Raw genomic sequence first — 26,790 nt, forward strand, 5'->3', positions numbered from 1 at the left:
GCGGGGAGAGTGGATTCAGGCGGAGGCAGGCTCCTGGGGCCGACCGGCATCGGAGAGCACCTCGCGCACGGCGGCGGCGACCTCCGGTGAGTTCGGGGCGTCGGAGTGCACGCAGATGCTGGTGAAGTCGATGCGCAGGAGCGTGCCGTCCGAGGCTTCAACGAGGCCGTCGTCGAGCACCCGGCGGACGCGTTCGGCCGCTTTTGCCGGGTCGGTGAGCTCGGGCCTGCGCTGGATGATCAGCTGACCCTCGGGGCCGTAGTTGAGGTCAACGTAGAGCTCGCCGATGAATTCGATGCCGAGGCTCTCGCACACCACCTGGTGCTGGGTGCCGGCCAGGCCGTAGAAGGGCACCCCGTAGAGGGCTGCGACCTTCCCGGCGGCCTGCATCAGGTGATGGTCGCGGGCCAGCATGCCGTAGAGGGAGCCGTGGGGTTTGATGTGGTGAAGGTCGACGCCCTCCCGCCGCAGGAAGGCCGAGAGCGCGCCCACCTGGTAGAGCATCAGGTGTTCGACCTCATTGGGGGTCAGCTTCATCTCCCGCCGGCCGAAGCCGACGAGGTCCGGCAGGCCGGGGTGGGCCCCGATGCCGAGGTCCCGGCAGGCGGCTGCGGAGACGGTGTCGGCCATGGCGTCCGGGTCCCCCGAATGGAAGCCGCACGCGACGTTGATCGAGTCGACAAGTTCCATCAGGGCCAGGTCATTGCCGAACGAGTGAAGGCCAAGCGATTCACCCATGTCGGAGTTGATGGTGGGCGTCAGTGCCTGAGTGACGCCGGATTGTGCATCAGTCATGCGCCTTACGCTAGACCCGTAGTCCACCCGGTGTCAGTGGGTGGAGGGGCTTTGAAAATTCGGTGAGGATGTGCTGTTTCAGCGCCGGGTCACCCGACGGTCGGGAAGCAGTCCCTTGACCGCTCCGGCGGTGAAGTGGACGCCGAGCCGGCCCAGGGCCCCGAGACGCAGCGGCACCGACTCCGCGGTGGCCCGCAGCGAGGCAAAGCACCGGAGCGCCTGCGGTGTCGGGGTGCGGAGGAGCCCCCGTAATGCTGTGCCATCGGGGGCGGTCAGCTCGAAGCGTGTCGTGGTGAAGTCGTACCAGAGTGCGCGCGGGCTGCCCGGCCGCTGGGCCTTGGCGCCCCGCAGATGCAGGTCGACGTGGTCGTCGCTGGAGAAGGAGAGGGAGTATTCGACGGCAGCCCCGGCGTCGTCGGGAAACAGTGCAAGCGTGCCGGTGACCGGTCGAGCGGTGGCGAACCCGTCGATGTCGATCGTCCCATCGACGTCCAGCCGGTGGTGCGGGTCGGTGCGGAACGCCTCCCAGCCGGGCATCGAGGCACGGAGCACCAGGCGCACCGCAGCCTGGCGGAAGGGCAGTTCGAGCCAGCCGGAGAGCTGCTCGGTGAAGCTGACACTGTCCGTTGGGCTTATCTCGCTCATGCCTGCTCTTTCAGCCATGGCTTCATCTTGGGGCATTTCGCCGATATTTACATCAAGTGATCTTCGCTCAGGATTAGGTACCGTGAAGGGTCGGCCGGTTGCTGTTCCGCCTCTGGCGCAGTGTCCTTGTGGGTTTCGGAGCGGTGGCCGCGACGTTATACCTGTTCGTCGAAACCCGCGACAGAATGGGGCGCCGCGATGGCTAGGCGCGTTCCACGGGCAGCCATAACTCCGAAGTTGCGGTGCTGAAGTCGGGGGCGCGGTCGATGACGGCAACCATCGAGGGTCCGGGCCTCAACCGCCAGGGGTTGGAAGGGAACCAGTCGGCGGCGGTCGCCGCCCACGTTTCCTGCAGGGCCGCCGGGTACGGGCCCGTGGTGCGAAACACGGCCCAGACGCCGGCCGGCACCTCGATGACGGTGAGGTCCCCGGGCACGGGAGTAGTTTCACCGACGGCGACGCCGTGGAGGTAGATCAGCTCGCTGCCCTCGGTGTAGTCGGGGTCCACATCAGCAGTCACCTGGAGCAGTCCCGCCGGCTCGGTGCTGCTCATTTCCTTGAGGCGGAGATGTTCGGCTGCGGGCAGTGAAGCGATATGGGCCTCGATGGCGGGATTGGCGCCGTGGTGGATGAGTGGCACACGAGTCGAATCGCCTGCGAGTCGGAAAGCCGGACGATCTGTGATGCGGGTGTCCATGGGTGTGTTCCCTTCAACGGTCAGGCGGAACCTGAGCTTCGGTTGTGTGCGAAGGGGGCCACCGGAACGGCGCACGTCGCCGGGGCTGACGCCGTGCACCGCTCGAAAGGCGCGGTTGAATGCCTCAGTGGAGCCATACCCGTAGCGCACCGCGATTCCCAGCAGATCGCCGTCTCCGAGGACCTCCGCAACGGCGACCGCCATGCGGCGTCGCCGAACATATTCGGACAACGGCATGCCGGCGAGTGAGGAGAACATCCGGCGGAGGTGGTATTCCGTCGTGCCAAGACTGCCCGCCAGGCCGGTGATGTCGATGTCCTCGGTGAGATGGTCTTCAATGAGTCCGACGAGTTGGTTCAGAGCTGCGATCACGGTTTTCCCCCTTCAGCGTCAAGCCTGCCCGTCAGCGCAGGCGCGCACCCGACTATTGCGGTCCGATGCAGTCGCATTCCGTGTCGCGGGCCGGGCGTGCACGCATTCGGTGGCCCGCCGGGAGGATCTCCGGTTCGCTCAGGTCATCAGCCAGCGCCACCACCGCGACGGTCCGGTTGCAGGCGCCGGGCCCGGCTCCGGTTCCGGTTCCGGTTCCGGTTCCTCGCCCAGCGCCCGCGCGGCCCCGGCGAGGTCGTCCCCGGTAAGGATCATGACGTCGTCCCGGTCGAGCGCGTCGAGACTCCGGTCCTCATCGAGTGAGAGCCTCAGCGCCTGCCGGTTGAGCGCCTGCTCGAACAGGGTGCGGGCGAAGCGCGCATTGCCGGAGTCCTCGCCGGAGTGAAGGCCTGCGAGGATGCGACGCAGCATCTGGTCCGCGCCCGGCTCGAGCACGTACTCGTGCTGGGCGAGCATCTGGCCGAAGATCGCCACCAGTGCGTCGACCGAGTAGTCGGGGAAGGTGATCTCGCGCGAAAACCGGGACCGCAGGCCGGGGTTCGAGAGCAGGAACATCTCCATCAGCCGGGGATAGCCGGCCACGATCACCACCAGGCGGTGGCGGTGGTCCTCCATCCGCTTCAGCAGGACCTCGATCGCCTCGGGCCCGAAGTCCATCCGGTGATCCTCAGGCGCCAGCGCGTAGGCCTCATCGATGAACAGTACGCCATCCAGCGCCCGCCGGATCACCCGGTCGGTCTTGAGTGCGGTTTCGCCGACATACTGTCCGACCAGGCCGGAACGGTCGACCTCCACCAGGTGGCCCTTTTGCAGCAAGCCAACCGCCCGGTACATCTCGGCCAGGAGCCGCGCCACGGTGGTTTTGCCCGTGCCCGGGTTCCCGAGGAACACGAGGTGCTGCGAGGTGGCCACCTCCGGCAGGCCGTGCGCCTTGCGGCGGGCCTGCACCTGGAGCAGTGCGACCAGCGCCCGCACCTGTTCCTTCACGGTATCCAGCCCGATCAGCGCATCGAGCTCGGCCTGCAACTCGGAGAGCGGACGGGCCGGCCCCGTCTTGGGGCCAAACATCTCACCCACCCGGTCATCCACGCGGTCCCCGCCCGGCAGTTTAATCTGCTCGGCGAGGTGGCCGATCGTTTCGCGCAGTTCGTCAAGCGGATTGCGGCTGGCAGCCATTGCTTCTCTCCTGGAGCGGTGGTCGTGCGATGAACGTACGCAGAACTCCCCGGCGGCGGTTGCAGCCGGGTTCGTCTCACTGTAGTACCGGGATCCTGCGGGGTGCTGGCTATTTATTGGGCGTCGATGGAGCGCTTCCCTCGGTCTTCATGGCTGCGCAGGACTGTTGACACGTTCCGTGGAAGGGGGGTTACAGTGACGGGAAAATACAGTTCCGCTTTGCAGAAACATCGAATCAAGTCGATTCCGTCGATGGTCAAGGGTGTTCAGCGCTGCAGCGGAGAAACCAGGAAAGCTGACACCCATGCGCCTAGCCGACTTCAACGCCGCTCCCGTCACCGACGCCGCTGAGGTGCTGCGTCTCTGCCTCGACATTCCACGCTGGATCGACGAGATCGTGGTGGCGCGTCCCTTCAAATCGATCTCCGCGTTGACCTCATTCGCAGCGGCCGCAGCACCCGACTTCTCGGACGACGAACTCGACGCCGCCCTCGCGCACCACCCACGGATAGGAGAACCTCCCGCCGGGAGTTCGGCCGAGGCCGGGCTGTCGCGGCAGGAACAGTCGGGGCTCGGCGGGTCCGGGGACACGGCGGGCCGGATCGCCGCCGGAAACCGCGAGTACGAGGAGAAATTCGGGCGCGTGTTCCTGATCCGGGCCGCGGGACGCTCTCCCGAGCACATCCTCGTGGCCCTGCAGGAACGACTCGGGCATACCCCGCAGGAGGAGCGCCCCGTCGTCGCCGGCCAGCTGCGGGAGATCGCCCTGTTCCGGCTGGATGGAGTGGTCACACCGTGAGCTCCGTGAGCACGCACGTCCTCGACACCGGAACCGGCCGGCCCGCCGCGGGCATGCCGGCCCGGCTCCTGCGCCGCACCGGCGGGAACTGGGAGCAGGTGGGACAGGGGACCACCGACGTCGACGGCCGCATCAAGGACTTCGGCAGTAAGGACCTCGGCCCCGCCGTCCTGCCCGAGGGCGTCTACCGGATCGAGTTCGACACCGGAGCGTATTTCGAGAGCGCCGGAGTCGAGTCCTTCTTCCCCGAGGTGTCCCTCACCTTCACCGTGACCAGCGACTCCGAGCACTACCACGTACCCCTGCTCCTGAGCCCTTTCGCTTATTCGACCTATCGAGGGAGCTGACCATGACGTCTCAGCGCGACACCGACCAGCCGGCGTCGCAGCCCGGCACAGCGTCGGGAGGGACCGGCCGCATCGTGCTGGGCCGCAACCAGTATGGGAAGGCGGAGGTCCGGCTCGTCCGGATCACCCGGGACACCCCGCGCCACAGCATCGAGGACCTCAACGTCACCTCGCAGCTGCACGGTGACTTCGAACGGGCCCACACCGAAGGCGACAACTCGCACGTCGTCGCTACCGACACCCAGAAGAACACCATCTACGCCTTCGCGCGGGACGGCATCGGAACCCCCGAGGCGTTCCTGATGCGCCTCGGTGGGCACTTCACCTCACGCTTTGACTGGGTGACCGGCGGCCGCTGGGCGGCGGAGCAGTATTTCTGGGAGCGGATCTCCGACCACGACCACTCCTTCAGCCGGAACAAGTCGGAAACCCGCACCGCAGTGCTGGTGGTGGAGGGCGGCCGGAGGACTCTCGTCGCCGGAATTTCGGGCCTCACCGTGCTGAAGTCGACGGGCTCGGAGTTCCACGGCTACCCGCGCGACCGCTACACGACCCTCCCCGAGACGACCGACCGCATCCTGGCGACCGATGTGACGGCCCGCTGGCGGTACACCAGCCTCGAGGCGGACTTCGATGCCCTGTACTCAAGCGTGCGCGGGATCCTCCTCGACGCGTTCGCCTCGACCCATTCCCTGGCCCTGCAGCAGACGATGTTCACCATGGGAAAGCAGGTCCTCGAGGCCCATCCCGAGATCGGCGAGATCCGGCTGTCGCTGCCCAACAACCACCATTTCCTGGTAGACCTCTCGCCCTTCGGGCGGGACAACCCCAACGAGGTGTTCTTCGCCGCGGACCGTCCCTACGGCCTCATCGAGGCGACCGTCCAGCGGGAAGGCGGCACCGGCGAACCGGAGGTCTGGGCCTCTATTTCGGGCTTCTGTTGACTGGAATTCGGATCGTGGAAGGCCCTTTCCGCCGGTTGTATAGTTTTGCTCACACCGCTGAGGAGTGGAAAGCATGGACGCTACGCAGATCACCGTCAACGGCCAGGTCCGCCCCTGCGAAGGGATCTCCCCGCACCTCCGGCTGCTCGACTGGCTGCGTGCCGAAGGGCTGACCGGGGCCAAGGAAGGCTGCGCCGAGGGGGAGTGCGGGGCCTGCGCCGTGCTGGTCGCACGGCCCGACGGCGACGGCCGCACCCGGTGGACCTCGGTGAACGCCTGCCTGCCTCCCGCCCTGGCCTTCGACGGCCAGGAAGTCGTGACGGCCGAAGGCCTCGGCAGGGCAGCCGGCCCCCGGACGGCCGAGGACCTGCACCCGGTCCAACAGGAAATGGTGGAACGCGGTGGCTCCCAATGCGGCTACTGCACCCCGGGCTTCGTCTGCTCCATGGCGGCCGAGTATTACCGCCCCGAGCGGGACGCCTCCGGCTCCGGCGAGCGCGTCGAGACCGGCACCGCCGTCGTGGGGGAGGAACACGCTAGCGACCACGAGAGCGGGCCTAACGGCTTCGATCTCTCATCGCTCAGCGGCAACCTCTGCCGCTGCACCGGGTACCGGCCCATCCGCGACGCCGCCTACGCCCTCGGTGCCCCGGCGGACGACGACCCGCTGCTGCGCCGCCAGGACCGGCCCGCCCCGGTGGCCCGGCCCACGCGGGCGGCGTCCGGCGGCTCCCGGTTCCTCCGCCCCGGCAGCATGGACGAGCTCCTCGGTCTGCTCGAGCAGAACCCGGAGGCCCAGGTGCTCGCCGGTGCGACGGACGCCGGGGTCGAGGTGAACCTGAGGCACAGCAGGCCGCCGCTGGTGCTCGCCGTCGACCGCCTCGAACCGCTCCGCGTACTTACCCTCGGCCCCGACCGGATCGAGATCGGCACCGCACTCACCCTGTCGGAGGTGGAACGCGGCCTGGCCGGCCGGGTGCCGCTGCTGAACCAGCTCTTTCCCCAGTTCGCCTCCCGGCTGATCCGCAACGCCGCGACGCTCGGCGGCAACCTCGCCACCGGCTCACCCATCGGCGACACCGCACCCGCACTGCTGGCCCTCGACGCCTCGGTGGTTCTTGCCTCCGTCGGCGGTGAGCGGGAGGTGCCACTGGCCGAGTACTTCACCGGGTACCGGCAGAGCGTCCGCAGGCCCGGGGAGCTCCTGCGCGCGGTGCACCTGCCGCTGCCGCTCGCCGAGACCACCGCGTTCTATAAAGTCGCCAAGCGGCGCTTCGACGACATCTCCAGCGTCGCCGTGGCCTTCGCCCTGCGGCTCGAGGGCGGCGTCATCACCGCGGCGCGGATAGGTATGAACGGGGTGGCCGCCATGCCCCTGCGGGCTCTCCGCACCGAGGAGGCCCTCGTGGGGCGGCCCTGGACCGAGGAGACCGCCGCCGGTGCCGCGGCGGTGATGGAGACCGAGGGCACCCCGATCGACGACCTCCGGGCCACCGCCCGCTACCGCTCCGCAATGCTCGGACAGTCGGTCCTCCGGTTCTACGCGCAGACCACAGCCGCACCCGCCCTGGAGGTGACCCGGTGAAATCCCTCGCAGACCGCCCCGTGAACCCCGTCGTCGGCGTGCCCGTTTCCCACGAAAGCGCCGCGCTCCACGTCACCGGCACCGCCCTCTACACCGACGACCTCCCCATCCGCAGCTCGGACGTCCTTCACGCCTGGCCGGTGCAGGCCCCGCACGCCCATGCCCGAGTCACTGAGCTGCGCACCGCACCAGCCCTGGGCGTGCCCGGCGTGGTGCGGGTCCTCACCGGAGCCGACGTGCCAGGGATCAACGATGCCGGGACTAAGCACGACGAACCGCTGTTCCCCAGCGAGGTGATGTACTACGGCCACGCCGTCTGCTGGGTGCTCGCCGAAAACCTCGAGGCCGCCCGCCTCGGTGCAGAGGCTGTCGAGGTGGACTACGAGCCGCTCCCGTCGATCGTCACCCTCGCCGAGGCCATCGAGAAGGAGAGCTTCCAGGGCGACCAGCCCACAGTGGCCCGGGGCGACGCCGGGGCCGCCCTTGCAGCCGCGGCCCACCGCTTCAGCGGGGAGGTGGAGATCGGCGGGCAGGAGCACTTCTACCTCGAGACCCACGCCTCCTACGTCTATGTCGACGAGAGCGGGCAGGTTTTCGTCCACAGCAGCACCCAGCACCCCACGGAGACCCAGGAAATCGTCGCCCACGTGCTCGGGCTCACCAGCTCCCAGGTGACGGTGCAGTGCCTGCGCATGGGCGGAGCCTTCGGCGGCAAGGAGATGCAGCCCCACGGCTTCGCCGCCGTCGCCGCCCTGGGAGCCACCCTCACCGGGCGGCCCGTGCGGGTGCGTCTGAACCGCACCCAGGACATCACCCTGACCGGCAAGCGCCACCCGTTCGCCGCTCGATGGGAGGCCGGGTTTGACGACGCCGGCAGGCTCGTGGCGCTCCGGGCCACCCTGACCAGCGACGGCGGGTGGAGCCTCGATCTCTCCCAGCCCGTCCTGGCCCGCGCGCTGTGCCATATCGACAACGCCTACTGGATCCCCAACATCGAAGTGCTCGGCCGGATCACGAAGACGCACAAGACCTCGCAGACGGCCTTCCGCGGGTTCGGCGGCCCGCAGGGGATGTTCGTGATCGAGGAGGTGCTGGGCCGCTGCGCGCCGCTGCTGGGGCTTGAGCCCTCCGAGCTGCGCCGGCGGAACTTCTACACCCCCGGCCAGAGCACGCCCTACGGGCAGCCGGTCCGGCACGCCGAGCGGCTGCACGCCGTCTGGGAGCAGCTGCTGGGCAGCGCCGACGTCGAGCGCCGCCGCACCGAAATCGCCGGCTTCAACGCCACCCACCGCCACCTCCGCCGCGCCCTGGGCATCACGCCCGTGAAGTTCGGCATCTCCTTCAACCTCACCGCCTTCAACCAGGCCGGGGCCCTGGTGCACGTGTACAAGGACGGGTCGGTGCTGATCAACCACGGTGGAACGGAGATGGGCCAGGGGCTCCACACCAAGATGCGCCAGGTCGCCGCCACCGCGCTCGGCGTTCCGCTCTCCAGCATCCGGCTGGCACCGACACGCACCGACAAGGTCCCCAACACCTCGGCGACGGCTGCGAGTTCCGGGGCGGACCTCAATGGAGCGGCGATCCGGAACGCGTGCGATCAGATCCGGGATCGCCTCGCCGAGGTGGCGGCCCGGAAGCTCAACATCCACCCCGACGACGTCCGGTTCGACGACGGCACGGTCACCGGCATCGGCTTCCACGACGACGGGATCCCCTTTGCCGAGCTGGTGAACGACGCCTACTTCCAGCGGGTGTCCCTCTGGGCTGCGGGCTACTACCGCACCCCGGGGCTGCACTGGGACGCCGTCCGTATGCAGGGGGAGCCGTTCAAGTACTTCACCTACGCCGCGGCGGTGTCGGAGGTCGAGGTCGACGGTTTCACCGGCGCCTACCGCCTGCTGCGCACCGACATTGTGCACGACGTCGGGGACAGCCTCTCGCCGCTGATCGACGTCGGGCAGATCGAGGGCGGGTTCGTTCAGGGCGCCGGGTGGCTCACGCTCGAGGACCTGCGCTGGGACGTCTCCGAGGGGCAGCGCCGCGGGCGCCTGGACACCCAGTCAGCGAGCACCTACAAGCTGCCGAGCTTCTCCGAAATGCCCGAGGATTTCCGGGTCCACCTCTTCGAGCGGGCCACTGAGAGTGGTGTCATCTACGGGTCGAAGGCGGTGGGGGAGCCGCCGCTCATGCTCGCGCTCAGTGTGCGGGAGGCGCTGCGCTCGGCGGCCGCGGCCTTCGGCCCCGATGGACGCAGCGTCGAACTGGCCAGCCCCGCCACCCCTGAGGCCGTCTACTGGGCCCTCGATCGGGCCCGCACCGCGTCCCGCGAGGCAGCGAAGCCGACGGGGATGGACGCGCCGGTTCCCTCTCCGGTGAGAGCGCAGTGACGTGGACTGGCTGAGCGCCCTCCAGGGCCTCCGGGCGGAGCGTTCACCCGGGGTACTCGCGACGGTGACCGAGGTGCGCGGCCACGCGCCCCGGGACGCCGGGGCGAAGATGGTCGTCGGAGCCGAGGCAACCTGGGACAGCATCGGCGGCGGCAACCTCGAGGCGAGTGTCATCGAGCGGGCGCGGGCGATGCTCGCAGCCTGCACCGGGGTCCCCGAAACCCTCGAGTTCTCCCTTAACGAGCACGCGGCCGCCCGGCACGGGCGGCAGTGCTGCGGTGGTGTTGTCCGGGTCCTCCTCGAGCCCTTCCTTCCCCGGCCGACGGTTGCCGTGTTTGGGGTGGGCCATGTCGGTTACGAACTGGCCCGGATTCTGTCGCGGCTGTCCCTCACCCTGCAGCTCATCGACAGCAGGGCCGACCAGGTTGACCCCGGACGGCTCGCAGCCGTCGCCGCCGGCACCGCCGACGTCCGGCTCTCGGCTAGTCCCGTGCCCGACACCGTGCTGGGCACCCTGCCATCCGGCTCGCACGTGCTGATTATGACCCACGACCACGCCGAGGATTTCCTGCTGTGCGATGCGGCGCTGCGCCGCGGTGACCTGGGCAGCGTGGGGCTGATCGGTTCGCGGGCCAAGTGGTCACGGTTCCGCCGGCGCCTGCGTGCCGAGGGCCACAGCGACGCCGCCATCGACGCGATTACCTGCCCCATCGGCCTGCCGGGGCTTGAAGGCAAGGCCCCGGCCGTCATCGCCATCAGTGTTGCCGCCGACCTGCTGAGGAAGTTCGCCCTTGGGGAGGCGGACGTGTCCGGAGCACCTGAACCGGCGTCCGGTCAGCTGCCCACTCAACCATTCGGCGCGGCGGTTCCCGGCCCGCACCCGAGGTAGTCGGGGAAGCCCCCGGCAGAAAGAGCCCGATGCCTGCCTAGTAAGGGATGCCCTGCCTAGTAGGGGATGCGGTCGGAATGGGCGGCCCAGGCATCGAAGGGCGCGCAGTGGTCAAGGCCTTCCGAGGCTGGAAGCCGTAGCTGGCCCGAGGGCATCGACCGCTCCTCCACGGGAGCCGAGAAGTAGTCGTAGAACACCGCGTCGTCGAAGCCGGCCCGGGCCGCATCATTGCGGTCCGCGGCATACACCACGCGGTCAACGCGGGCCCACAGCGCACTGGCGAGGCACATGGGGCAGGGCTCACAGCTGGAGTACAGCACGCTCCCGGAGAGATCGAAGGACGCGATGGAGGTGCACGCGGCACGGATTGCCACCACCTCCGCGTGCGCCGTGGGGTCGTTCGTCGCGGTGACCCGGTTGACGCCCGGGAAGACGCCGCCGTCCGGGGTGACGACGACGGCGCCGAAGGGGCCGCCGCCGTTGGAGACATTGGCGACGGCGAGGGAGATCGCCTCGCGCAGGTACTGTTCATCCGGAGTTGCGGTGCTCATGGGAGCCTCCCAAGCGATGGCAGCCTACCCTCCGCGCCACCGATACGGAACGGAACAGGCGGCTCGGACAGACGGCTGCGGGTCGGTAATGCGGGTCCACCTGGTGGGTAGCGGCCTCGGAAAGGGCTGCCCGCCGTTGGCTTCGCCCTCGAACTGTAACACCGCGGCGGGGATGCTGCGCCTCCTGATGCTTGTGCTTCACCTTTGCAGACAATAACGTCCGTACTACGAATGTCAGGGCGTACTCGGGTGCCGTTTCGGCGGCGGTCCGGCGGCAGCGGCCTTACCCAGCGGGACTCGATCTTCCGAGGAGAGCACAGCATGGCCATTGAACTGACCGATCCCTCGCCCGCCGAAGGCGCTGACATCATCCTGACCCCCGAGGCCCTTTCCTTCGTTGAGCAGCTTCACCATCGCTTCCGGGGTCGGCGCGATGAACGCCTCGCCGCCCGCGCGGCCCGCCGCGCGGAGGTTGCCGCCACAGGCCGCCTCGACTTCCTCCCCGAAACCCGGGGGGCCCGCGACGACGAGTGGAGGGTGGCGCCCGCGCCGCCGGATCTGCGCGATCGCCGCGTGGAGATGACCGGGCCGGCCTCGCCCGTGAAGATGGCCATCAATGCGCTCAACTCCGGCGCGCAGGTCTGGCTGGCGGACCTCGAGGACGCCAGCGCACCGACCTGGCACAACGTCGTCGACTCCCAGCTGAACCTCTACCGGGCGGCCCGCGGACGCCTTGATTACACCTCGCCGGAAGGAAAGGAATACTCGCTGCGGCAGGACGCGCCCCTCGCCGTGGTTGTCACCCGGCCGCGCGGCTGGCACCTGAGCGAGAAGAACGTGCTCATCGACGGCGAGCCGGCCATCGGTGCGCTTGTCGATTTTGGGCTTCACTTCTTCGCCAATGCGAAACAGCTGTTGAACTCGGGCAGCGGCCCCTATTACTACCTGCCGAAGCTTGAAAGCCACCTTGAGGCCCGGTTCTGGAACGACATCTTCGTCTTCGCCCAGGACTACGTCGGGGTGCCGCAGGGTTCGGTGCGGGCGACCGTGCTGATCGAAACGATTCCGGCGGCCTTCGAGATGGAGGAGATCCTCTTCGAGCTCCGCGACCACGCCGCCGGCCTGAACGCAGGGCGGTGGGACTACCTGTTCAGCATCATCAAGTACTTCCGCGACGCCGGGCCGGCCTACCTGCTGCCGGACCGCGCCAGCATCTCCATGACCGCCCCCTTCATGCGCGCCTACACCGAACTGCTCGTGAAGACCTGCCATCGCCGGGGCGCCTTCGCGATGGGCGGGATGGCCGCGGTCATCCCGAACCGGCGGGAGCCCGCCGTCACCGAGGAGGCCTTCGCGAAGGTGCGCGCCGACAAGACCCGCGAGGCCGACGACGGGTTCGACGGGTCCTGGGTGGCCCACCCCGACCTGGTGCCGGTCTGCCGGGAGGTGTTCGACGCGGTGCTGGGGGACCAGCCGAACCAGCTCGACCGGCAGCGTGAGGAAGTGAGTGTCACCGCCTCGGAGCTGCTCGATATCCCCTCGGCCGGCGGTGCCGTGACCGAAGCCGGGCTGCGGCTGAACCTCTACGTCGCCGTCGCCTACGTCGCCGTGTGGCTCTCGGGCAACGGCGCCGTGGCGATCCACAACCTGATGGAGGACGCCGCGACTGCGGAAATCTCCCGGTCCCAGGTGTGGCAGCAGCTCCGCAACCAGGTTGTCCTCTCGGACACCGGCAACACTGTCACCCCCGACCTCGTGAAGGCCCTGCTCGACGAAGAGGTCGACCGGCTCCGGACCGAGGTCGACGCCGAAACCTTCGCCCGCTACTACGAGCCGGCCCGGACGCTGATCGCCGAGATCTGCCTGTCCGAGGAGTACACGGACTTCCTCACCCTGCCGGCCTACGAGCTGGTCCGCTGATGCCCGCCGAGGCTGTCCTCGGCGCCGCCGACTACGCGCTGGTCGACGCGAAGCTGTCCGACACCGACCGGCTGCTGCGGCGCAGCTACCCCGGCGACGACGGGAGCCGCCAGCCCGTCCACACCGTGTACGTTCCGGCGGACCGGATCGAACCGGCGCTGGCCGGACGCTGGGGCACAGAGGCGCTCGCCGCCGTCGAAGCCCACGGCGGGATGGAGGCACTGTGCAGGACGGTGGGCCTCCCCGAGAACCTCGTCGCACCCATCGCCGCCAAGGTCGAGGCGAAACTGCTCCGGGAACCCATCGAGGACCTCCGCCTCGACTTCGAGGACGGCTACGGCAGCCGGAACGACGACGAGGAGGATGCGGCAGCGCTCGACGCGGCGGAACTACTCGCCCGCGCCGTCGACGGCGGAACCGCTCCGCCGTTCTCCGGCCTCCGGTTCAAGTCCTTCGAGGAGCCCACCCGGGCCCGGGGCATCCGCACCCTCGACCTCTTCCTCGCCGGGCTGCTGCGGCAGGGGAACCTGCCCGACGGGCTTACCCTGACCCTTCCGAAGGTCAGCACCGTCGCCCAGGTCGAGGCGATGGCCTACGTGTGCGGACGGCTCGAGAAGGCACACGGCCTGGCGCCGGGCAGGCTGCGCTTCGAGGTGCAGGTGGAAACCCCGCAGCTGATCCTGGGCGCCGACGGCACGGTTCCGGTGGCACAGCTGCTGCATGCGGGCTCGGGGAGGGTCTCAGGCCTGCACTACGGCACCTACGACTACAGCGCCTCGCTGGAAATCGCCGCCGGGCAGCAGGCGATGGACCACCCGGCCGCCGACTACGCCAAGGCCGTGATGCAGGTCGCCGCCGCCGGAACCGGGGTGCGCCTCTCCGACGGTTCCACGAACATCCTGCCCGTGGGCCCCGCCGAAAACACTGCCGCGGCGTGGACGCTTCACGCCGGTCTGGTCCGCCGCTCACTGGAGCGGGGCTACTACCAGGGCTGGGACCTCCACCCCGCCCAGCTTCCCACCCGGTTCATCGCCACCTACCTCTTCTATTCTTCGGGCTTCGACTCGGCGGCGTCCCGGCTGCGCAACTACGTGCACCGGCTCGAGAGCACCGTCCTGGACGAGCCGGCCACCGCCCGGGCGATGGCGCGGTTCCTTCAGCGCGGGCTGGACTGCGGAGCGCTCGACGGGCAGGACATTGAACAGCGGACCGGCGTCGACCCTGCCGAGTTAACCCGGCTCGCCCACCCGCGGCCCGCGCACCCTCGACCCGCCCCCGCAACGGCACCCGGCGTCGTCCCCGACCCAAGCCGCCGACCCGAGGGACCTTCATGACGAGCCCCAGCTACTACACGCCGCAGTCCGGTCTCCCGCCGCAGACCGACCTCCTCTCCGGGCGTGCTGTGGTGACCGAGGCATACACGGTGATCCCCCGGGGCGTCCTGCGGGACATCGTCACCAGCGTCCTGCCCGAATGGCACGCCACCCGCGCCTGGATCCTCAACCGCCCGGTCGCCGGCGGCGCGACCACGTTCGCCCAGTACCTCATGGAGGTCGCCCCCGGAGGGGGTTCCGGCGCGCCGGAGCCCCAGCCGGAGGTCGAATCCTTCCTCTTCGTGCTCGACGGGACCCTCGACGTCACCATCGGCGGCGCGGCCTCTGCCCTGGGACCGGGGGGATTCGCGTATCTTCCACCCGGTGAGTCGTGGTCGGCGGGCAACATCGGTGCCGGCAACGCCGTGTTCCAGTGGATCCGCAAGCGCCACCAGCCCCTGCCCGGGCATGTCCCCGCCGTCGTCGTCGGCAATGAGCAGGACATCGAACCGGACGCCATGCCCGGCACGGACAACCGGTGGCGCACCACGCGCATGCTGCCGGTCGACGACCCCGCCTACGACCTTCACGTCAACGTCGTCACCTTCGAGCCTGGTGCCTCCATCCCGTTCGCCGAGACCCACGTGATGGAACACGGGCTCTACATCCTTGAAGGCAAGGGGGTGTACCGGCTCAATGACGACTGGGTGGAGGTCGAGGAGGGCGACTATCTGTCCCTGCGGGCCTTCTGCCCGCAGGCCTGCTATGCGGGCGGGCCCGGCAAGTTCCGCTACCTGCTCTATAAGGACGTCAACCGCCAGATCGTGCTTTGAGCACCCCGCGGGACTGCAGGCAGGGTGCCGGAAAACGAGGGGAGCGCTAAATGACCGATTCGCCCGCCGCCGGTTCCTCGACGGCCGGTTCCTCGCCCCATGGCTTCGACCTGGTGATCCGCGGCCGCAGGGTCCTGACCGATGAGGGTGCACGGGAGCTTGAGGTCGGCGTCGTCGACGGGGCCATCACGGCGCTCGCGCCGTGGGGGACCGGACTCACCGGCGCGCGCACCGTCGAGCTCCGCGCTGACGAAACCCTGCTGCCGGGCCTCGTCGATTCCCATGTCCACGTCAATGAGCCCGGCCGCACCGAGTGGGAGGGCTTCGCCTCCGCAACGCGCGCCGCGGCGGCCGGCGGCGTCACCACCATCATCGACATGCCGCTGAACAGCATCCCGCCCACCGTGAACGTGGCGGCCCTCGCGCAGAAGCGGGCGGCGGCCGCCTTCCAGGCCTTCGTCGACGTCGGCTTCTGGGGTGGGGCGGTGCCGGGGAACACCGCGGACCTGCGGGCGCTCCACGAGGAGGGGGTCTTCGGGTTCAAGTGCTTCCTCCTTCACTCCGGCGTGGACGAGTTCCCGCCGCTGGACGCTGAGGAACTTGAGAAGGACCTTGCCGAACTGGCCAGCTTCGACGCGCTGATGATCGTCCACGCCGAGGACGCCCGCGCCATCGAGGAGGCGCCGCGGGCCGGAGGCAGCCGGTACGACCGCTTCCTCGCCTCCCGGCCCCGGCACGCGGAGAACATCGCCATCGCCGCAGTCATCGAGCGGGCACGCTCCACCGGCGCCCGGGCGCACATCCTCCACCTCTCCTCCTCGGACGCCCTGCCGATGATTGCCGCCGCCCGGCGTGACGGCGTCCGGCTCACGGTGGAGACCTGCCCGCACTACCTGACGCTGCGCGCCGAAGAGATCCCCGACGGCGCCACGGCCTTCAAATGCTGCCCGCCGATCCGCGAGGACGCCAACCGGGAACTGCTGTGGAAGGGACTCGAGGACGGGGTGATCGACTGCATCGTCACCGATCATTCCCCAAGCACCCCGGACCTCAAGGACCCCGAGAATGGCGACTTCGACGTGGCCTGGGGCGGGGTGTCCTCCCTCCAGCTCGGCCTTCCCCTGGTCTGGACGGAGGCCCGAAAGCGGGGGATCCCGCTCGCGCGGGTGGTCGGGTGGATGGCGCAGGCGCCCGCCGCGCTCGCCGTCCTGTCCCGTAAGGGCCGGCTCGCCGTGGGCTGCGACGCGGACCTCGTGGTCTTCGCCGCCGAGGAAAGCTTCACCGTGGATGTGAACACCCTGCACCACCGCAACCCCATCAGTCCGTACTCCGGGAAGCGGCTGACCGGAGTCGTGCGGCGGACCTACCTCCGGGGCACGGAGGTGAACGGCGGAATTCCCGCAGGCCGGCTGCTCCGGCGCGGCGGCGCCTGAACACTCCTGCCCGGTGGCTCCGGCGTCAGCGGCGCGGCTCGGCCGGCCGGGTGACCTCCTCAAGCAGCTCCAGCACATGCTGGTACTGCTCGCCCGTGGCCCGGGTCATGCCGAGCTCGCACGTCCGGTTGCACGAGGCGTGGGCACCGGCGTCGAACTCCGCTATCTCGGCCGCCTGCCGTGCGGTGGCCGACGCGGTCAGCTCGGGGTGAAGCATGCCGCGGTCGCCGGCGAAGGCACAGCACCCCCAGTTCTCGGGGATCGAGACCTCGGCGGCGACGGCCCCCGCGACCGCCTCCAGTGCCGGGTTCACTCCGAGCCGCGTTGAGGAGCAGGTGGGGTGGAGAGCCAGGGAGTCCCGCTTCTCGTACGGTCCGAGCACCGGCAGGATCCGTTCGGCGGTGAACTCGACGGCGTCGACGACCCGCAGCGGGCGCTGACCCGGTGCGGGAACCTCACCAGCGATGACCGCGAGCAGGCCCTCGGTGCAGGAGGTCGCATCGCAGATCACCGGAAGCTCGCCGTCGCCGGTCGCCTCCCGCAGCGCCGCGAGGGTACGGGCTGCCATGGCCTGCTGGCCGTCGGCCAGTCCCTTGGAGGACCAGGGCGTGCCGCAGCACAGCCCGTCGATGGCCGGCGGCACCAGCAGCGTCAGCCCGGCCCGCGCGCAAAGCTCCTCGAAGCTCACCTGCACCCCGGGCGAGGCGTTCCCGCCGGGTGACGCCGGCCCGAACATCGTTCCGACGCACGCCGGGAAATACACGGCGTCCACGGCGCCCTTCGGTGCGGGGCGCCGCCGCCGGGAACCGCCGGCGGGCAGCTCGGGGGAGTGGAGAGGCACGGTGTCGGCACCCAGGACGGCTCGGGCGAGGGTGTTTGGCGCTCGAACGACGGGGGAGGGAAGTTTCGCGGTGAGGCTCAGGGCGGCGCCTGCTCCCCGGGTGACGCCGGCCCAGGAGCCCGCGGCGGCGGTTCCGATCCGCCCGGCGACGGGGGAGGCGCTCTCACGCCGGAGCCGCTTCACCAGCGATCCGGTGTTGATGTCGACGGGGCACGCCGTCTGGCACATTCCGTCGACGGCGCAGGTCTGCACCGACTCGTAGTCGTAATCCTTCTCAAGCTCCGCGACAAGGGCGGTATCACCGTCGAGCCGTGCCTGTTCGATGGCGCGCAGCGTCACGATCCGCTGCCGAGGGGTCAGGGTGAGGTCCTTGCTGGGGCAAGCGGGCTCGCAGTAACCGCACGAGACGCACCGGTCCACCTCCTCGGCCACGGCGGGAACGGCCTTGAGGTGGCGCAGGTGCGCCTGCGGGTCCTCATTGAGGATCACGCCCGGGTTCAGCACCCCGGCCGGGTCGAACAGCGCCTTGATCTCCCGCATCACCTCGTACAGCTCGTCGCCGTACTGGCGCCGCACGAAGGGCGCCATGACGCGGCCGGTGCCGTGTTCAGCCTTGAGCGAGCCGCCCTCGCCGAGCACCAGGCCGACGAGGTCCTCGGTGAACGCCGCATACCGCTCGAGCTCGGACGCCGAGGCGAACCGGTCGGTGAGCATGAAGTGGATGTTCCCGTCCTTGGCGTGCCCGAAGATCACGCTGTCGCGGTACCCGTACGTTCCGAACAGTCGAGTGAGCTCGCTGCAGGTGCGTGCCAGCGCCGGCACGGGGACGACGACATCCTCGAGCAGCGCCGTGGTCCCCTGCGGGCGCGCCCCGGCCACCGAGGCGTAGAGGCCCTTGCGCAGCCGCCACAGTTCGGCCCGGGCGGCGGCGTCGGTGCTGAAGACGGCGGGGGTGCTCAGGCCCAGCGGGGCCAGCACCGCGGCACCGGCCGCCGCGGCCTGCGCCAGTTCCTCAGCGGTGTCCGCCGAGTATTCAACCAGCAGGGCGGCGTGGTTGCGGACGGTCAGGTCCTTCACGACGGCGGGGGTGCCGCGGAGGTTCTGGCCCACCTTCAGCGACAGCGCGTCCATCAGCTCGGCGGTGGCGGCGCCGGAGTCCACGAGCGCCGGCAGCGCCGAGTTGGCGGCCTGCAGGTCGTCGAAGACGAGCAGTCCCGTGGTGGTGTGGGGATGCACCGGCACCGTGCGGAAGACGGCCTCCGCGACGAAGCCCAGGGTCCCCTCGCTGCCCACGATCAGGTGCGCCAGCATCTGGGCCGGGGTCTCGAAGTCGAGCAGCGAGTTGAGGCCGTAGCCCATGGTGTTCTTGCGGGAGAACTGCTCGGTGATGATCCGCACCGAGGCGGGGTTGGAACGCACCCGTGCGGCGAGCCGCAGCAGGCCGTCGAAGAGTGCGGGTTCGAGGGCGCGCAGGCGCTCGTCGGCGTCGGCGGCGCCGGTATCGATCACCGTGCCGCTGGGGAGGACCACCGTCACGGATTCGAGGGTGCGGTAGGCGTTGTCGGCGGTGCCGCAGTGCATGCCCGAGGAGTTGTTCGCGACCACGCCGCCGATAGTGCACGCGGACTCGCTGGCGGGGTCCGGCCCGAACTTCCGGCCGTACCGGGCGAGCCGGGTGTTGAGCATCCGCACGGTGACTCCGGGCGACACCTTGACCCGGGCGCCGTTATCGAGCACCTCCACGCCCCGGAAGTGCTTGCGCACATCGACGAGCACGCCGTCGGTGACGGCCTGGCCGCTGAGGCTGGTGCCGCCCGAGCGCAGGGTGAGGGGGATACCCTGCGCGGCCGAGGCGCGCAGCAGCGCTCCCACCTCGGCGGCGTCCACCGGAGTGGCCACCGCCTGCGGGATCAGCAGGAAGTGGGAGGCGTCGTGGGCGCCGGCGTGGCGGTCGATGGCGCGTTCGCTGACCCGGGCGGCGTCGGCGACGGCGTCACGCAGGGCGGCGATCACGCGGAACGCCCCGGCTGCTGCGGGCGGCCCGCCCGGTGGTGCTGGGTCGAGAGGAAGCCCTCGCGCTGTTCCGGTCCGGAGCCGAGGGCCGTGGCGGCGCCGAGCTGAAGCGCGCCCTCGAGCGAGGTTCCCTCCCCAGGGGCAAGGTCGAGGCCCGGGTGGCCGCGGTGGAGTTCCTGGCCGAACTCCTCGAGGAGATCGGGGGAGGCCTCGAAGAGTCCGCCGACCCAGCGGATGCGCGGCGGCAGGCCGTCGACCAGGGCGGCGGTGGCCGTGCGGGCCAGTTCCCGGCCGGCGGAGCGGAAGATGCCGAGGGCGACGGCACAGCCCTGCGCGGCGGCCTCGGCGACGTCGGGCACGAAGGAGGCGAGCACGGCCGCGCGGTCCTGCCGGGTGTAGACGCTGCGCACCAGGTCTTCCGGGGTGCCGAACCGTTCGAGCAGGCGGTCGAGCAGGCCAGCCGACCCGCCGGCCCGCCCGTCGTAGCTGCGGTAGGCGGCCTCGAGGCCGCGCGCGCCGATCCAGGCGCCGCTGCCGGCATCACCGAGTAGGTGGCCCCACCCGTCGACCCGCTGCCAACGGCCGGCGTGGTCGGTGCCCAGGGCGACGGCCCCGGTTCCCGCGGCGACGACGACACCCGGCTGCGCCGACAGGGCACCGATGTGTGAGGTGAGGACGTCGGAGGCCAGCACCGTGGTGTGCGCGCCGAACCGGGCATGGAGCTCCGCGTGGACGCCCTCGGCACTGCGCAGCAGGGTGACGAGGCTCGCCGCGCCGAGGACCAGGGTGTCGAGGCTCCGGGCCCTGGAGGCCTCCCGCGCCGCCGCGACCAGCGGGTCGAGAGTGAGCATGAGTTCCTCGACGTCGAGGCCCGAGCCGCCGATGCGCAGCCCGCTGCCGGTGAAGACGCGGGCGGCCGACAGACCCGTGGTGGGGGTGGTCACCGCGACGCGACAGCCGGTGCCGCCGATGTCGATGCCGCAGATCGCCGCGGGAGCACGCTCAGGCGACGGCATGGTGCGTCCTCCGGAAGCCGGGAGCAGCGGTGGTCGTGGGGTGCGTCGTCCGCCTCCGGGTGTTCGGGCGTCTCATGGAGGTCCTTCCGGGCGGTGGGAGTGGCAACGTCAACGGTAACGCGGTTGGCTTCTCCAGAGGTGAAACCAGCGACCGAGTGAAACTAATTTTCACAATTTTACACAGTTATGAAAACCATTGACCATCCTTGGGGGGCTGTGGTCTTCTTGGATCGTGAACAACTCCTACAGCGCCCAAAAGGCGGTGGACCGTCGGGAAGCACCCGCGGACCTCGACCGTCTGGAGACCGAACAGTCCCGCCCCGACCTGGCCGACCTTGACCTGCGGTCGACCCGCGAACTCGTCGCCCAGATCGCCGCCGAGGACGCCCTCGTTCCCGCGGCCACCGCCGCCGCCGGTGAGGCCATCACCGCCGCCGTCGACGCTGTCGTAGACCGGCTCGGCAGGGGAGGCCGCCTCATCTACGTGGGCGCCGGCACCCCGGGACGCCTCGCCGGCGTCGACGCCGCCGAATGCGTTCCGACCTTTGGGGTGGCTCCCGGACTCGTCGTCGCGCTGATGGCCGGCGGGCCCGCCGCCCTGGTCTCCGCCGTCGAGGGGATCGAGGACGATCCCGACGCCGGTGCCGCCGATCTGCGGGGCCTGTCGGTGGGGGAGCTCGACGCCGTCGTCGGGATCGCCGCCTCCGGCCGGACCCCCTACGTGCTCGGGGCGATGGCTGCCGCCCGCGCAGCCGGCGCCGTGACCATCGGCCTCTCAAACAATCCGGGGACGATTCTCAGCGCCGCCGTCGATTTCCCCATCGAGGTCCTCACCGGGCCCGAGGTGGTCGCCGGATCGACCCGCATGAAGGCCGGCACTGCCCAGAAGCTCGTCCTCAACGCCATCTCCACCGCCGCCATGGTCCGTCTGGGCAAGACCTACGGGAACCTCATGGTCGACGTGAAGGCCACCAACGGCAAGCTGCGCCAGCGGGCGCAGCGGATCGTCCTCGAGGCCACCGGGGCGTCCCCCGCGGAGGCGGCCGGCGCCCTCGATGCCTCCGGCTGGCACGCCAAGACCGCCATCGTCATGCTCCTGAAAGGGGCGAACGCGGCGGAGGCCCGCCGTCTCCTCGAGGAGCACGCGGGCAGCGTGCGGGCCATCCTCGGCGCGGCACCCGTGCTCCCATGAGGGTCCTCGGGCTGTCCTCGGGCACCTCGGTTGACGCCATTGACGTCGCCGCCGCGGACTTCGACCTCGACGGCACCGAGCTGCGCATGACGCCGCTGGCCCACCGCGAGGTCTCCTACAGCGAGGGGCTGCGGGAGGAAATCCAGCGCGCCATGCCACCGGCGGCCACCTCGATGGAGGCGGTGACCCGGCTCGACACCCTCATTGGCCAGGAGTTCGCCGCCGCCGCGCAGACTTTCCTCGCCGACATCGGCGGGACCGCCGACCTCGTCGTCTCCCACGGGCAGACCCTGTTCCACTGGATCGAAGACGGCACCGCCCGCGGTACGCTCCAGCTCGGCCAGCCCGCCTGGATCGCGCAGGCCACCGGGCTGCCGGTGCTCTCCGACGTGCGCAGCAACGACATCGCCGCCGGCGGCCAGGGCGCGCCGCTGGTGAGCCTCTTCGACTCCCTGCTGCTCGCCGGGCGCGGGGACGCGGCGGCTGCTGCTTTGAATCTTGGCGGGATCGCCAACGCCACGGTGATCCGCCCCGGCCAGGATCCGGTCGCCTTCGACTCCGGACCGGCGAACGCGCTCCTTGACGCCGCGGTGCGCGCCGCCACCGACGGCGCCGAGTCGGTCGACCGGGACGGAGAGGGCGCCCGCGCCGGAACGGTCGACGACGACCTCCTCGCGGGCCTGCTCGCCCACCCCTACTACTCACGGCCCGCGCCGAAGTCCACCGGCCGCGAAATCTTTAACTCCGGATACCTCGACGCCGTCACCGCGGGCCGGCCGCTCAACACTCCCGACCTGCTGGCTACCCTCACCGAACTGACGGCCCGCACCGTGGCCGATGCCCTCGAGCCCTTCGGGGTCGGCGAGGTGTTCGTCTCCGGTGGCGGTACCCGCAACCCGTTCCTCCTGGAGCGGCTGCAGGCCCACCTGGCACCGGCGCCGCTGCGCGACGCCGCCGACCTTGGCATCGACGCCGACGCCAAGGAGGCCTACCTCTTCGCCCTGCTCGGCTTCTTCACCTGGCACGGGCTCCCCGGCACCCTGGCCAGTGCCACCGGAAGCACGACGCCGCCGCTCGCCGGCCGCATCACCCCGGGCACGCGCCCTCTGCGCCTGTCCGAACCGGTGGCCGTTCCGCCCTCCCGCATCACCGTCTCAGCTCCCGCGCCCGTCCGGCACCCTTAGCACCTGGAGATCCTGTGCAACCCCTCGATCTGATCGTCATCATCGCCTACCTTGTGGGCTCCGCCTGGCTCGGCCTGAAGCTGTCCGGCAAGCAGTCAAACGTCAAGGACTACTTCCTGGGCAGCCGCGAGCTGCCGTGGTGGGCCGTCTGCCTCTCGGTGGTCGCCACCGAAACCAGCGCCCTCACCGTGATCAGCGTCCCCGCCGTGGCCTACCTTGGGAACATCACGTTCATCCAGGTGGCCATCGGCTACCTCATCGGTCGCATCATTGTCGCCTTCGTGCTCCTGCCCCGCTACTACCGCGGCGAAATGACCACCGCCTACGCCTACCTCGGCCAGCGCTTCGGCCGCGGCATGCAGAGCACCGCCTCGGTGGCCTTCATCCTCACCCGGCTCCTCGCGGACGGCGTCCGGCTCTTCGCCGCCGCCATCCCGGTGAAGGTGATCCTCGATTCCTACGGGCTGAACCTCAACTTCTTCGCCATTATCGCGATCCTCAGCGTCGTCACCATCGCCTACACCTTCTTCGGCGGCATCAAGGCGGTTGTCTGGGTCGACGTCCTCCAGATGGCCCTGTACGTGGTGGGCGGCATCATCGCCCTGATCTTCATCACCGGAAACCTCGAGGTGAACTTCTGGTCCGAGGCGGCCGACGCCGGCAAGACCCAGTTCCTCGACTTCGCCTCGAGCCCCATCTCCGCCCCGTACGCCTTCATCACCGCCGTCGTCGGCGGAGCACTGCTGTCGACGGCTTCCCACGGCGCCGACCAGATCATTGTGCAGCGGCTGCTCACCACCCGCACCCTGCGGGACGCCAAGAAGGCGGTCATCGGCAGCGCCGTGATTGTGTTCCTCCAGTTCGCCCTGTTCCTCACGGTGGGACTGGCGCTGTGGAGCTACTACGAGCGCAAGTCCGTCGAGGAGCTCGGCCTTGAGCGCGGCGACCAGATTTTCCCCACCTTCATCGTCGAAGGCCTGCCGAGCGGGCTGTCCGGGCTGCTCCTTGCGGGCATCCTCGCCTCCGCCATGAGCACGCTGTCGTCGTCGCTGTCGGCCCTCGCCTCCTCGACCATGTCGGACCTCTACGAGAAGTTCAGCACGCGCCCGCTCTCCGAGGTGCGGGCCCTGCGCCTGAGCCGGCTGTTCACCCTCGGCTGGGGCGTCGTCTTCATCGGCGCCGGTGCACTGTTCACGGGCACCGACAACCCCGTCGTCGAACTGGGACTCTCCATCGCCGGGCTCACCTACGGCGGTCTGCTGGGCGCGTTCTTCCTCGGACTCTGGGTGCCGAAGGCCCGCCAGAACGACGCGATCCTCGGTTTCGCCGTCGCCGTCGCGCTGATGACCTACCTGTTCCTGTTCGAGCGCACCCTCATCGGCTTCACCTGGTACACAGCCATCGGCGTTGTGGTTACGGTGGGCCTGGGCTTCCTGCTCTCGCTGCGCCACCGCGGCGCCGCCACCCCAGCTCCGATCACGACAGAGGTCAACGCCCGATGAGAATCGCCATCCACTCCGACGCCGCGGCCGTCGGAGAGCATGCCGCCCGCATCCTCGCCTCCACGGTCGAGCGAAAGCCCGACGCCGTCCTCGGCTTCGCCACCGGGTCAAGCCCAATGGCCACCTACGAGGCCCTCGCCCGGCACCGCCGGGACGGGCTGTCCTTCGACCGTGTGCGCGGCTTCGCCCTCGATGAGTATGTCGGCCTGCCCGCCGAGCACCCCGAGAGCTACCGCTCGGTGATCGACCGGGAGGTCGTGCGGCGGCTGGGGCTCACCCCGGGCAACATCCGGGTGCCCGACGGCGCGGCGGACAACCTCGAGGCGGCCTGCCGGGCGTACGAAGACGCGATCGCGGCCAGCGGCGGGGTCGATGTGCAGCTGCTGGGCATCGGCGCCAACGGACATATCGGGTTCAACGAGCCGACGTCGTCCTTCTCCAGCCGGACGCGCGTCAAGACGCTCTCACCGCGCACCCGGGAGGACAATTCCCGGTTCTTCGGCGGCGACGTCGCCCAGGTCCCGATGCACTGCCTCACCCAGGGCATCGGCACCATCCTCGATGCGCGGGCCCTGGTGCTCGTGGCCACCGGGACGGCGAAGGCCGCCGCCGTGGCGCAGATGATCGAGGGCCCGCTGGGCGCTTTCTGCCCGGCGACCGCCCTCCAGCTTCACGCCAAGGCGACGGTGATCATCGACGAGGAGGCCGCCTCGGAGCTACAACACTCCGCGTACTACCGGCACACTGAGGCCAATCGGCCCGCCTGGCAGCTACCCTGAGTCCGGTGACCACACTTCCGGCAACGCAGCCCCTCCTTCTCCACTCCGCCCGGCGCTTCACCGGGACGGCCGTCGTGCCCGACGCCTGGCTCCGGCTGGACGGCGGCGTCATCACCGACGTCGGGACCGGGGACTCGTGGCGCGGACTCGCCGGGGGTGCAGCGGGTGCGGAGGCCGACGTGGAGGTGCTCGACGCGGCCGGAGCGTACGTGGCGCCCGGGTTCGTCGACCTTCACTGCCACGGCGGAGGTGGGGCGTCCTTCGAGGATGCCGACATCTCGGCGGCGCTGCGGGTGCACCGGGCGGCGGGCACCACGAGCCTCGTGGCGTCGCTGGTGACCAACCCACTGGCCGTCCTTGAGGCCTCGCTGCGGGCGCTCGGCGGTGTCCACGATCCGATGCTGCGCGGCTTCCACCTTGAGGGGCCCTTCCTTGCGACGAGCCACTGCGGGGCGCACCGCCCCGACTACCTCGTGGCCCCCACCGTCGAGGCCGTGGACCGGCTCGTCGAGGCCGGGGGAGGTTCGCTCGTGCAGGTCACCATGGCTCCCGAGCTCGACCCGGACCTCGCCGCCCTGCGGCGCTTCGTCCAGCACGGCGTCCGGGTGGCCGTCGGGCACACGGCGGCGGACTATGGAATGGCGCTGCGGGCCTTCGACGCCGGAGCGAGCCTGCTGACTCACGCCTTCAACGCCATGGAGCCGCTGCACCACCGCCGGCCCGGGCCGATCGCCGCAGCGTTGGATTCCCCTCACGTCACCCTCGAACTGATCGCCGACGGGCTCCACGTCCACGACCCGATGGTCCGGCTGGCCTTCGCGTCCGCGCCGGGACGGGTGGCCCTGATCACCGATGCGATGGCCGCGGCCGGCGCCGGGGATGGCAAGTACACGATCGGCTCCCTCGACGTCACTGTGGCGGGCGGGGAGGCCCGTCTCGCGGGCAACGGCTCGATCGCCGGCAGCACCCTTACCCTTGACGCCGCCGTCCGCCGCGCGGGGGGCGCCGGCGTCGGGGCGGCCGAGGCGGTTGCGGCGGCGACCCTCGTTCCGGCACGCGCCCTCGGGCTCCCGGACTACGGCACGACGGAGGTCGGGGCGCGCGGCGGCGTCGTCCTGCTGGATGAGGACCTTAAGGTGCTGCGGGTCCTGTCCTGACGAGGTCGGAGTACTCGGGGTTCTCCGCCAGGAAGTGTTCGACGAAGCTGCACCCGGCCACAACCTTCAGGTTCCGGGCGCGGGCGTCGGCCATCGCCTGATGAATCATGTCCGTCGCGATGCCGCGGCCCTCAAATTCCTCGTCAACGATGGTGTGGGTGTATTCGATGACGCCGTCAGCGAGGCGGTAGGCGGCCAGGCCCACCGGGGTCCCGTCGAGGTAGGCGATGTACCGGCTCTTCTCCGGGGTGTCGGTGACCGTCAGCTGCGCCTTGGTGTCTCCGGAACCGGTCCTCTGCTCGCCCGCTGACGTGCCTGCCGGGCTGCCTGGCTCTGTGCCGCTGGTCATATCGTCCCCTTCTCGAGATACCGCAAGTTTTTCACTGCGCCGGAGGCTGG

23 protein-coding genes are annotated in these 26,790 nt (G+C 70.0%); 15 read left to right on the top strand and 8 right to left on the bottom strand.

Translation table 11 applies throughout. From position 1 onward, the window contains the following. Positions 1 to 15: 15 nt before the first annotated feature. The 4 genes from pxpA to GVV77_RS00120 form a co-directional block, all read right to left on the bottom strand. Positions 16 to 795: a 5-oxoprolinase subunit PxpA gene (gene pxpA / locus GVV77_RS00105; protein WP_246199544.1), complete on the bottom strand. Its 780-nt coding sequence runs from the start codon at positions 793 to 795 to the stop codon at positions 16 to 18. 78 nt (positions 796 to 873) lie between these two features. Then, complete coding sequence (locus GVV77_RS00110; protein ID WP_159615234.1) at positions 874 to 1,440, bottom strand: hypothetical protein; 567 nt, start codon at positions 1,438 to 1,440, stop codon at positions 874 to 876. Between the two features lie 202 nt (positions 1,441 to 1,642). Next, complete coding sequence (locus tag GVV77_RS00115; protein WP_159615236.1) at positions 1,643 to 2,509, bottom strand: AraC family transcriptional regulator; 867 nt, start codon at positions 2,507 to 2,509, stop codon at positions 1,643 to 1,645. Positions 2,510 to 2,647: 138 nt separating this feature from the next. Continuing rightward, positions 2,648 to 3,703, bottom strand: coding sequence for an AAA family ATPase (locus GVV77_RS00120; protein WP_159615238.1), 1,056 nt, complete (start codon positions 3,701 to 3,703; stop codon positions 2,648 to 2,650). Positions 3,704 to 4,007: 304 nt separating this feature from the next. Here GVV77_RS00120 and uraD point away from each other — a divergent pair, with 304 nt between their 5' ends. The 6 genes from uraD to xdhC all read left to right on the top strand — a co-directional run bounded on the left by uraD (position 4,008) and on the right by xdhC (position 10,657). Beyond that, a complete protein-coding gene (gene uraD / locus GVV77_RS00125) occupies positions 4,008 to 4,502 on the top strand; it encodes a 2-oxo-4-hydroxy-4-carboxy-5-ureidoimidazoline decarboxylase (protein ID WP_159615240.1) in 495 nt (164 codons plus the stop codon). Next, positions 4,499 to 4,849 carry a hydroxyisourate hydrolase gene (uraH, locus tag GVV77_RS00130; protein WP_159615242.1) on the top strand — a complete coding sequence of 117 codons (351 nt, stop codon included), beginning with the start codon at positions 4,499 to 4,501 and terminating at the stop codon, positions 4,847 to 4,849. Before uraD ends, uraH begins: the two co-directional genes overlap by 4 nt. Before the next feature lie 2 nt (positions 4,850 to 4,851). Next, complete coding sequence (gene pucL / locus GVV77_RS00135; protein ID WP_159615244.1) at positions 4,852 to 5,793, top strand: factor-independent urate hydroxylase; 942 nt, start codon at positions 4,852 to 4,854, stop codon at positions 5,791 to 5,793. A 73-nt stretch (positions 5,794 to 5,866) separates the two neighbouring features. Then, positions 5,867 to 7,378: a xanthine dehydrogenase small subunit gene (locus GVV77_RS00140; RefSeq protein ID WP_159615246.1), complete on the top strand. Its 1,512-nt coding sequence runs from the start codon at positions 5,867 to 5,869 to the stop codon at positions 7,376 to 7,378. After that, positions 7,375 to 9,768: a xanthine dehydrogenase molybdopterin binding subunit gene (gene xdhB, locus GVV77_RS00145; RefSeq protein ID WP_159615248.1), complete on the top strand. Its 2,394-nt coding sequence runs from the start codon at positions 7,375 to 7,377 to the stop codon at positions 9,766 to 9,768. The genes GVV77_RS00140 and xdhB overlap by 4 nt, the downstream gene beginning before the upstream one ends. A gap of 1 nt (position 9,769) precedes the next feature. After that, the gene (xdhC, locus tag GVV77_RS00150; protein ID WP_159615251.1) at positions 9,770 to 10,657 is read left to right on the top strand and encodes a xanthine dehydrogenase accessory protein XdhC; all 888 of its coding nucleotides are present in this window, start codon (positions 9,770 to 9,772) and stop codon (positions 10,655 to 10,657) included. Between the two features lie 56 nt (positions 10,658 to 10,713). Here xdhC and GVV77_RS00155 read toward each other — a convergent pair whose 3' ends face one another. Beyond that, on the bottom strand, positions 10,714 to 11,208 hold the full coding sequence (locus GVV77_RS00155; RefSeq protein ID WP_159615253.1) for a nucleoside deaminase: 495 nt from the start codon (positions 11,206 to 11,208) through the stop codon (positions 10,714 to 10,716). A 321-nt stretch (positions 11,209 to 11,529) separates the two neighbouring features. On the opposite strand from GVV77_RS00155, the gene aceB reads away from it, so the two are divergent. The 4 genes from aceB to allB are packed head-to-tail and all read left to right on the top strand — an operon-like array spanning position 11,530 to position 16,707. Then, the gene (aceB, locus tag GVV77_RS00160; RefSeq protein ID WP_159615255.1) at positions 11,530 to 13,128 is read left to right on the top strand and encodes a malate synthase A; all 1,599 of its coding nucleotides are present in this window, start codon (positions 11,530 to 11,532) and stop codon (positions 13,126 to 13,128) included. After that, positions 13,128 to 14,462 carry a DUF6986 family protein gene (locus tag GVV77_RS00165; protein ID WP_159615257.1) on the top strand — a complete coding sequence of 445 codons (1,335 nt, stop codon included), beginning with the start codon at positions 13,128 to 13,130 and terminating at the stop codon, positions 14,460 to 14,462. The genes aceB and GVV77_RS00165 overlap by 1 nt, the downstream gene beginning before the upstream one ends. Continuing rightward, positions 14,459 to 15,274 (top strand): bifunctional allantoicase/(S)-ureidoglycine aminohydrolase, encoded by an 816-nt coding sequence (locus GVV77_RS00170; RefSeq protein ID WP_159615259.1) that lies wholly within the window; start codon positions 14,459 to 14,461, stop codon positions 15,272 to 15,274. The genes GVV77_RS00165 and GVV77_RS00170 overlap by 4 nt, the downstream gene beginning before the upstream one ends. Before the next feature lie 50 nt (positions 15,275 to 15,324). Continuing rightward, positions 15,325 to 16,707, top strand: coding sequence for an allantoinase AllB (gene allB / locus GVV77_RS00175; protein WP_159615261.1), 1,383 nt, complete (start codon positions 15,325 to 15,327; stop codon positions 16,705 to 16,707). Positions 16,708 to 16,732: 25 nt separating this feature from the next. Here allB and GVV77_RS00180 read toward each other — a convergent pair whose 3' ends face one another. Both GVV77_RS00180 and GVV77_RS00185 read right to left on the bottom strand, forming a co-directional pair. After that, positions 16,733 to 19,561 carry an FAD-binding and (Fe-S)-binding domain-containing protein gene (locus tag GVV77_RS00180; RefSeq protein WP_159615263.1) on the bottom strand — a complete coding sequence of 943 codons (2,829 nt, stop codon included), beginning with the start codon at positions 19,559 to 19,561 and terminating at the stop codon, positions 16,733 to 16,735. Beyond that, positions 19,558 to 20,577 (bottom strand): N-acetylglucosamine kinase, encoded by a 1,020-nt coding sequence (locus GVV77_RS00185; RefSeq protein ID WP_159615265.1) that lies wholly within the window; start codon positions 20,575 to 20,577, stop codon positions 19,558 to 19,560. The genes GVV77_RS00180 and GVV77_RS00185 overlap by 4 nt, the downstream gene beginning before the upstream one ends. 232 nt (positions 20,578 to 20,809) lie before the next feature. Here GVV77_RS00185 and murQ point away from each other — a divergent pair, with 232 nt between their 5' ends. The 5 genes from murQ to nagA are packed head-to-tail and all read left to right on the top strand — an operon-like array spanning position 20,810 to position 26,391. Continuing rightward, complete coding sequence (gene murQ / locus GVV77_RS00190) at positions 20,810 to 21,769, top strand: N-acetylmuramic acid 6-phosphate etherase (protein ID WP_246199545.1); 960 nt, start codon at positions 20,810 to 20,812, stop codon at positions 21,767 to 21,769. Next, the gene (locus GVV77_RS00195; RefSeq protein ID WP_159615267.1) at positions 21,766 to 22,953 is read left to right on the top strand and encodes an anhydro-N-acetylmuramic acid kinase; all 1,188 of its coding nucleotides are present in this window, start codon (positions 21,766 to 21,768) and stop codon (positions 22,951 to 22,953) included. Before murQ ends, GVV77_RS00195 begins: the two co-directional genes overlap by 4 nt. A 14-nt stretch (positions 22,954 to 22,967) precedes the next feature. Continuing rightward, positions 22,968 to 24,455 (top strand): sodium:solute symporter, encoded by a 1,488-nt coding sequence (locus GVV77_RS00200; protein WP_159615269.1) that lies wholly within the window; start codon positions 22,968 to 22,970, stop codon positions 24,453 to 24,455. After that, complete coding sequence (gene nagB, locus GVV77_RS00205) at positions 24,452 to 25,234, top strand: glucosamine-6-phosphate deaminase (protein WP_159615271.1); 783 nt, start codon at positions 24,452 to 24,454, stop codon at positions 25,232 to 25,234. Before GVV77_RS00200 ends, nagB begins: the two co-directional genes overlap by 4 nt. A gap of 5 nt (positions 25,235 to 25,239) precedes the next feature. Beyond that, positions 25,240 to 26,391, top strand: a complete 1,152-nt coding sequence (nagA, locus tag GVV77_RS00210) for an N-acetylglucosamine-6-phosphate deacetylase (protein WP_159615273.1) — start codon at positions 25,240 to 25,242, stop codon at positions 26,389 to 26,391. Here the strand turns inward: nagA and GVV77_RS00215 are convergent. After that, positions 26,366 to 26,740, bottom strand: coding sequence for a GNAT family N-acetyltransferase (locus GVV77_RS00215; RefSeq protein ID WP_159615275.1), 375 nt, complete (start codon positions 26,738 to 26,740; stop codon positions 26,366 to 26,368). The genes nagA and GVV77_RS00215 overlap by 26 nt on opposite strands. Positions 26,741 to 26,790 lie beyond the last annotated feature (50 nt).

Origin of the sequence: Arthrobacter zhaoguopingii, from assembly GCF_009828605.1 — a bacterium.
GTDB lineage: Bacteria > Actinomycetota > Actinomycetes > Actinomycetales > Micrococcaceae > Arthrobacter_D > Arthrobacter_D zhaoguopingii.

Bases quoted from the DNA above. Each gene is read 5' to 3' on its own strand.
- GVV77_RS00195 (WP_159615267.1), top strand. From the start codon at position 21,766: ATGAGGGTCCTCGGGCTGTCCTCGGGCACCTCGGTTGACGCCATTGAC.
- aceB (WP_159615255.1), top strand. From the start codon at position 11,530: ATGGCCATTGAACTGACCGATCCCTCGCCCGCCGAAGGCGCTGACATC.
- nagB (WP_159615271.1), top strand. From the start codon at position 24,452: ATGAGAATCGCCATCCACTCCGACGCCGCGGCCGTCGGAGAGCATGCC.
- pxpA (WP_246199544.1), bottom strand. From the start codon at position 795: ATGACTGATGCACAATCCGGCGTCACTCAGGCACTGACGCCCACCATC.
- GVV77_RS00120 (WP_159615238.1), bottom strand. From the start codon at position 3,703: ATGGCTGCCAGCCGCAATCCGCTTGACGAACTGCGCGAAACGATCGGC.
- GVV77_RS00110 (WP_159615234.1), bottom strand. From the start codon at position 1,440: ATGAGCGAGATAAGCCCAACGGACAGTGTCAGCTTCACCGAGCAGCTC.
- pucL (WP_159615244.1), top strand. From the start codon at position 4,852: ATGACGTCTCAGCGCGACACCGACCAGCCGGCGTCGCAGCCCGGCACA.
- GVV77_RS00155 (WP_159615253.1), bottom strand. From the start codon at position 11,208: ATGAGCACCGCAACTCCGGATGAACAGTACCTGCGCGAGGCGATCTCC.
- GVV77_RS00185 (WP_159615265.1), bottom strand. From the start codon at position 20,577: ATGCCGTCGCCTGAGCGTGCTCCCGCGGCGATCTGCGGCATCGACATC.
- GVV77_RS00165 (WP_159615257.1), top strand. From the start codon at position 13,128: ATGCCCGCCGAGGCTGTCCTCGGCGCCGCCGACTACGCGCTGGTCGAC.
- uraD (WP_159615240.1), top strand. From the start codon at position 4,008: ATGCGCCTAGCCGACTTCAACGCCGCTCCCGTCACCGACGCCGCTGAG.
- allB (WP_159615261.1), top strand. From the start codon at position 15,325: ATGACCGATTCGCCCGCCGCCGGTTCCTCGACGGCCGGTTCCTCGCCC.
- GVV77_RS00140 (WP_159615246.1), top strand. From the start codon at position 5,867: ATGGACGCTACGCAGATCACCGTCAACGGCCAGGTCCGCCCCTGCGAA.
- GVV77_RS00215 (WP_159615275.1), bottom strand. From the start codon at position 26,740: ATGACCAGCGGCACAGAGCCAGGCAGCCCGGCAGGCACGTCAGCGGGC.
- GVV77_RS00170 (WP_159615259.1), top strand. From the start codon at position 14,459: ATGACGAGCCCCAGCTACTACACGCCGCAGTCCGGTCTCCCGCCGCAG.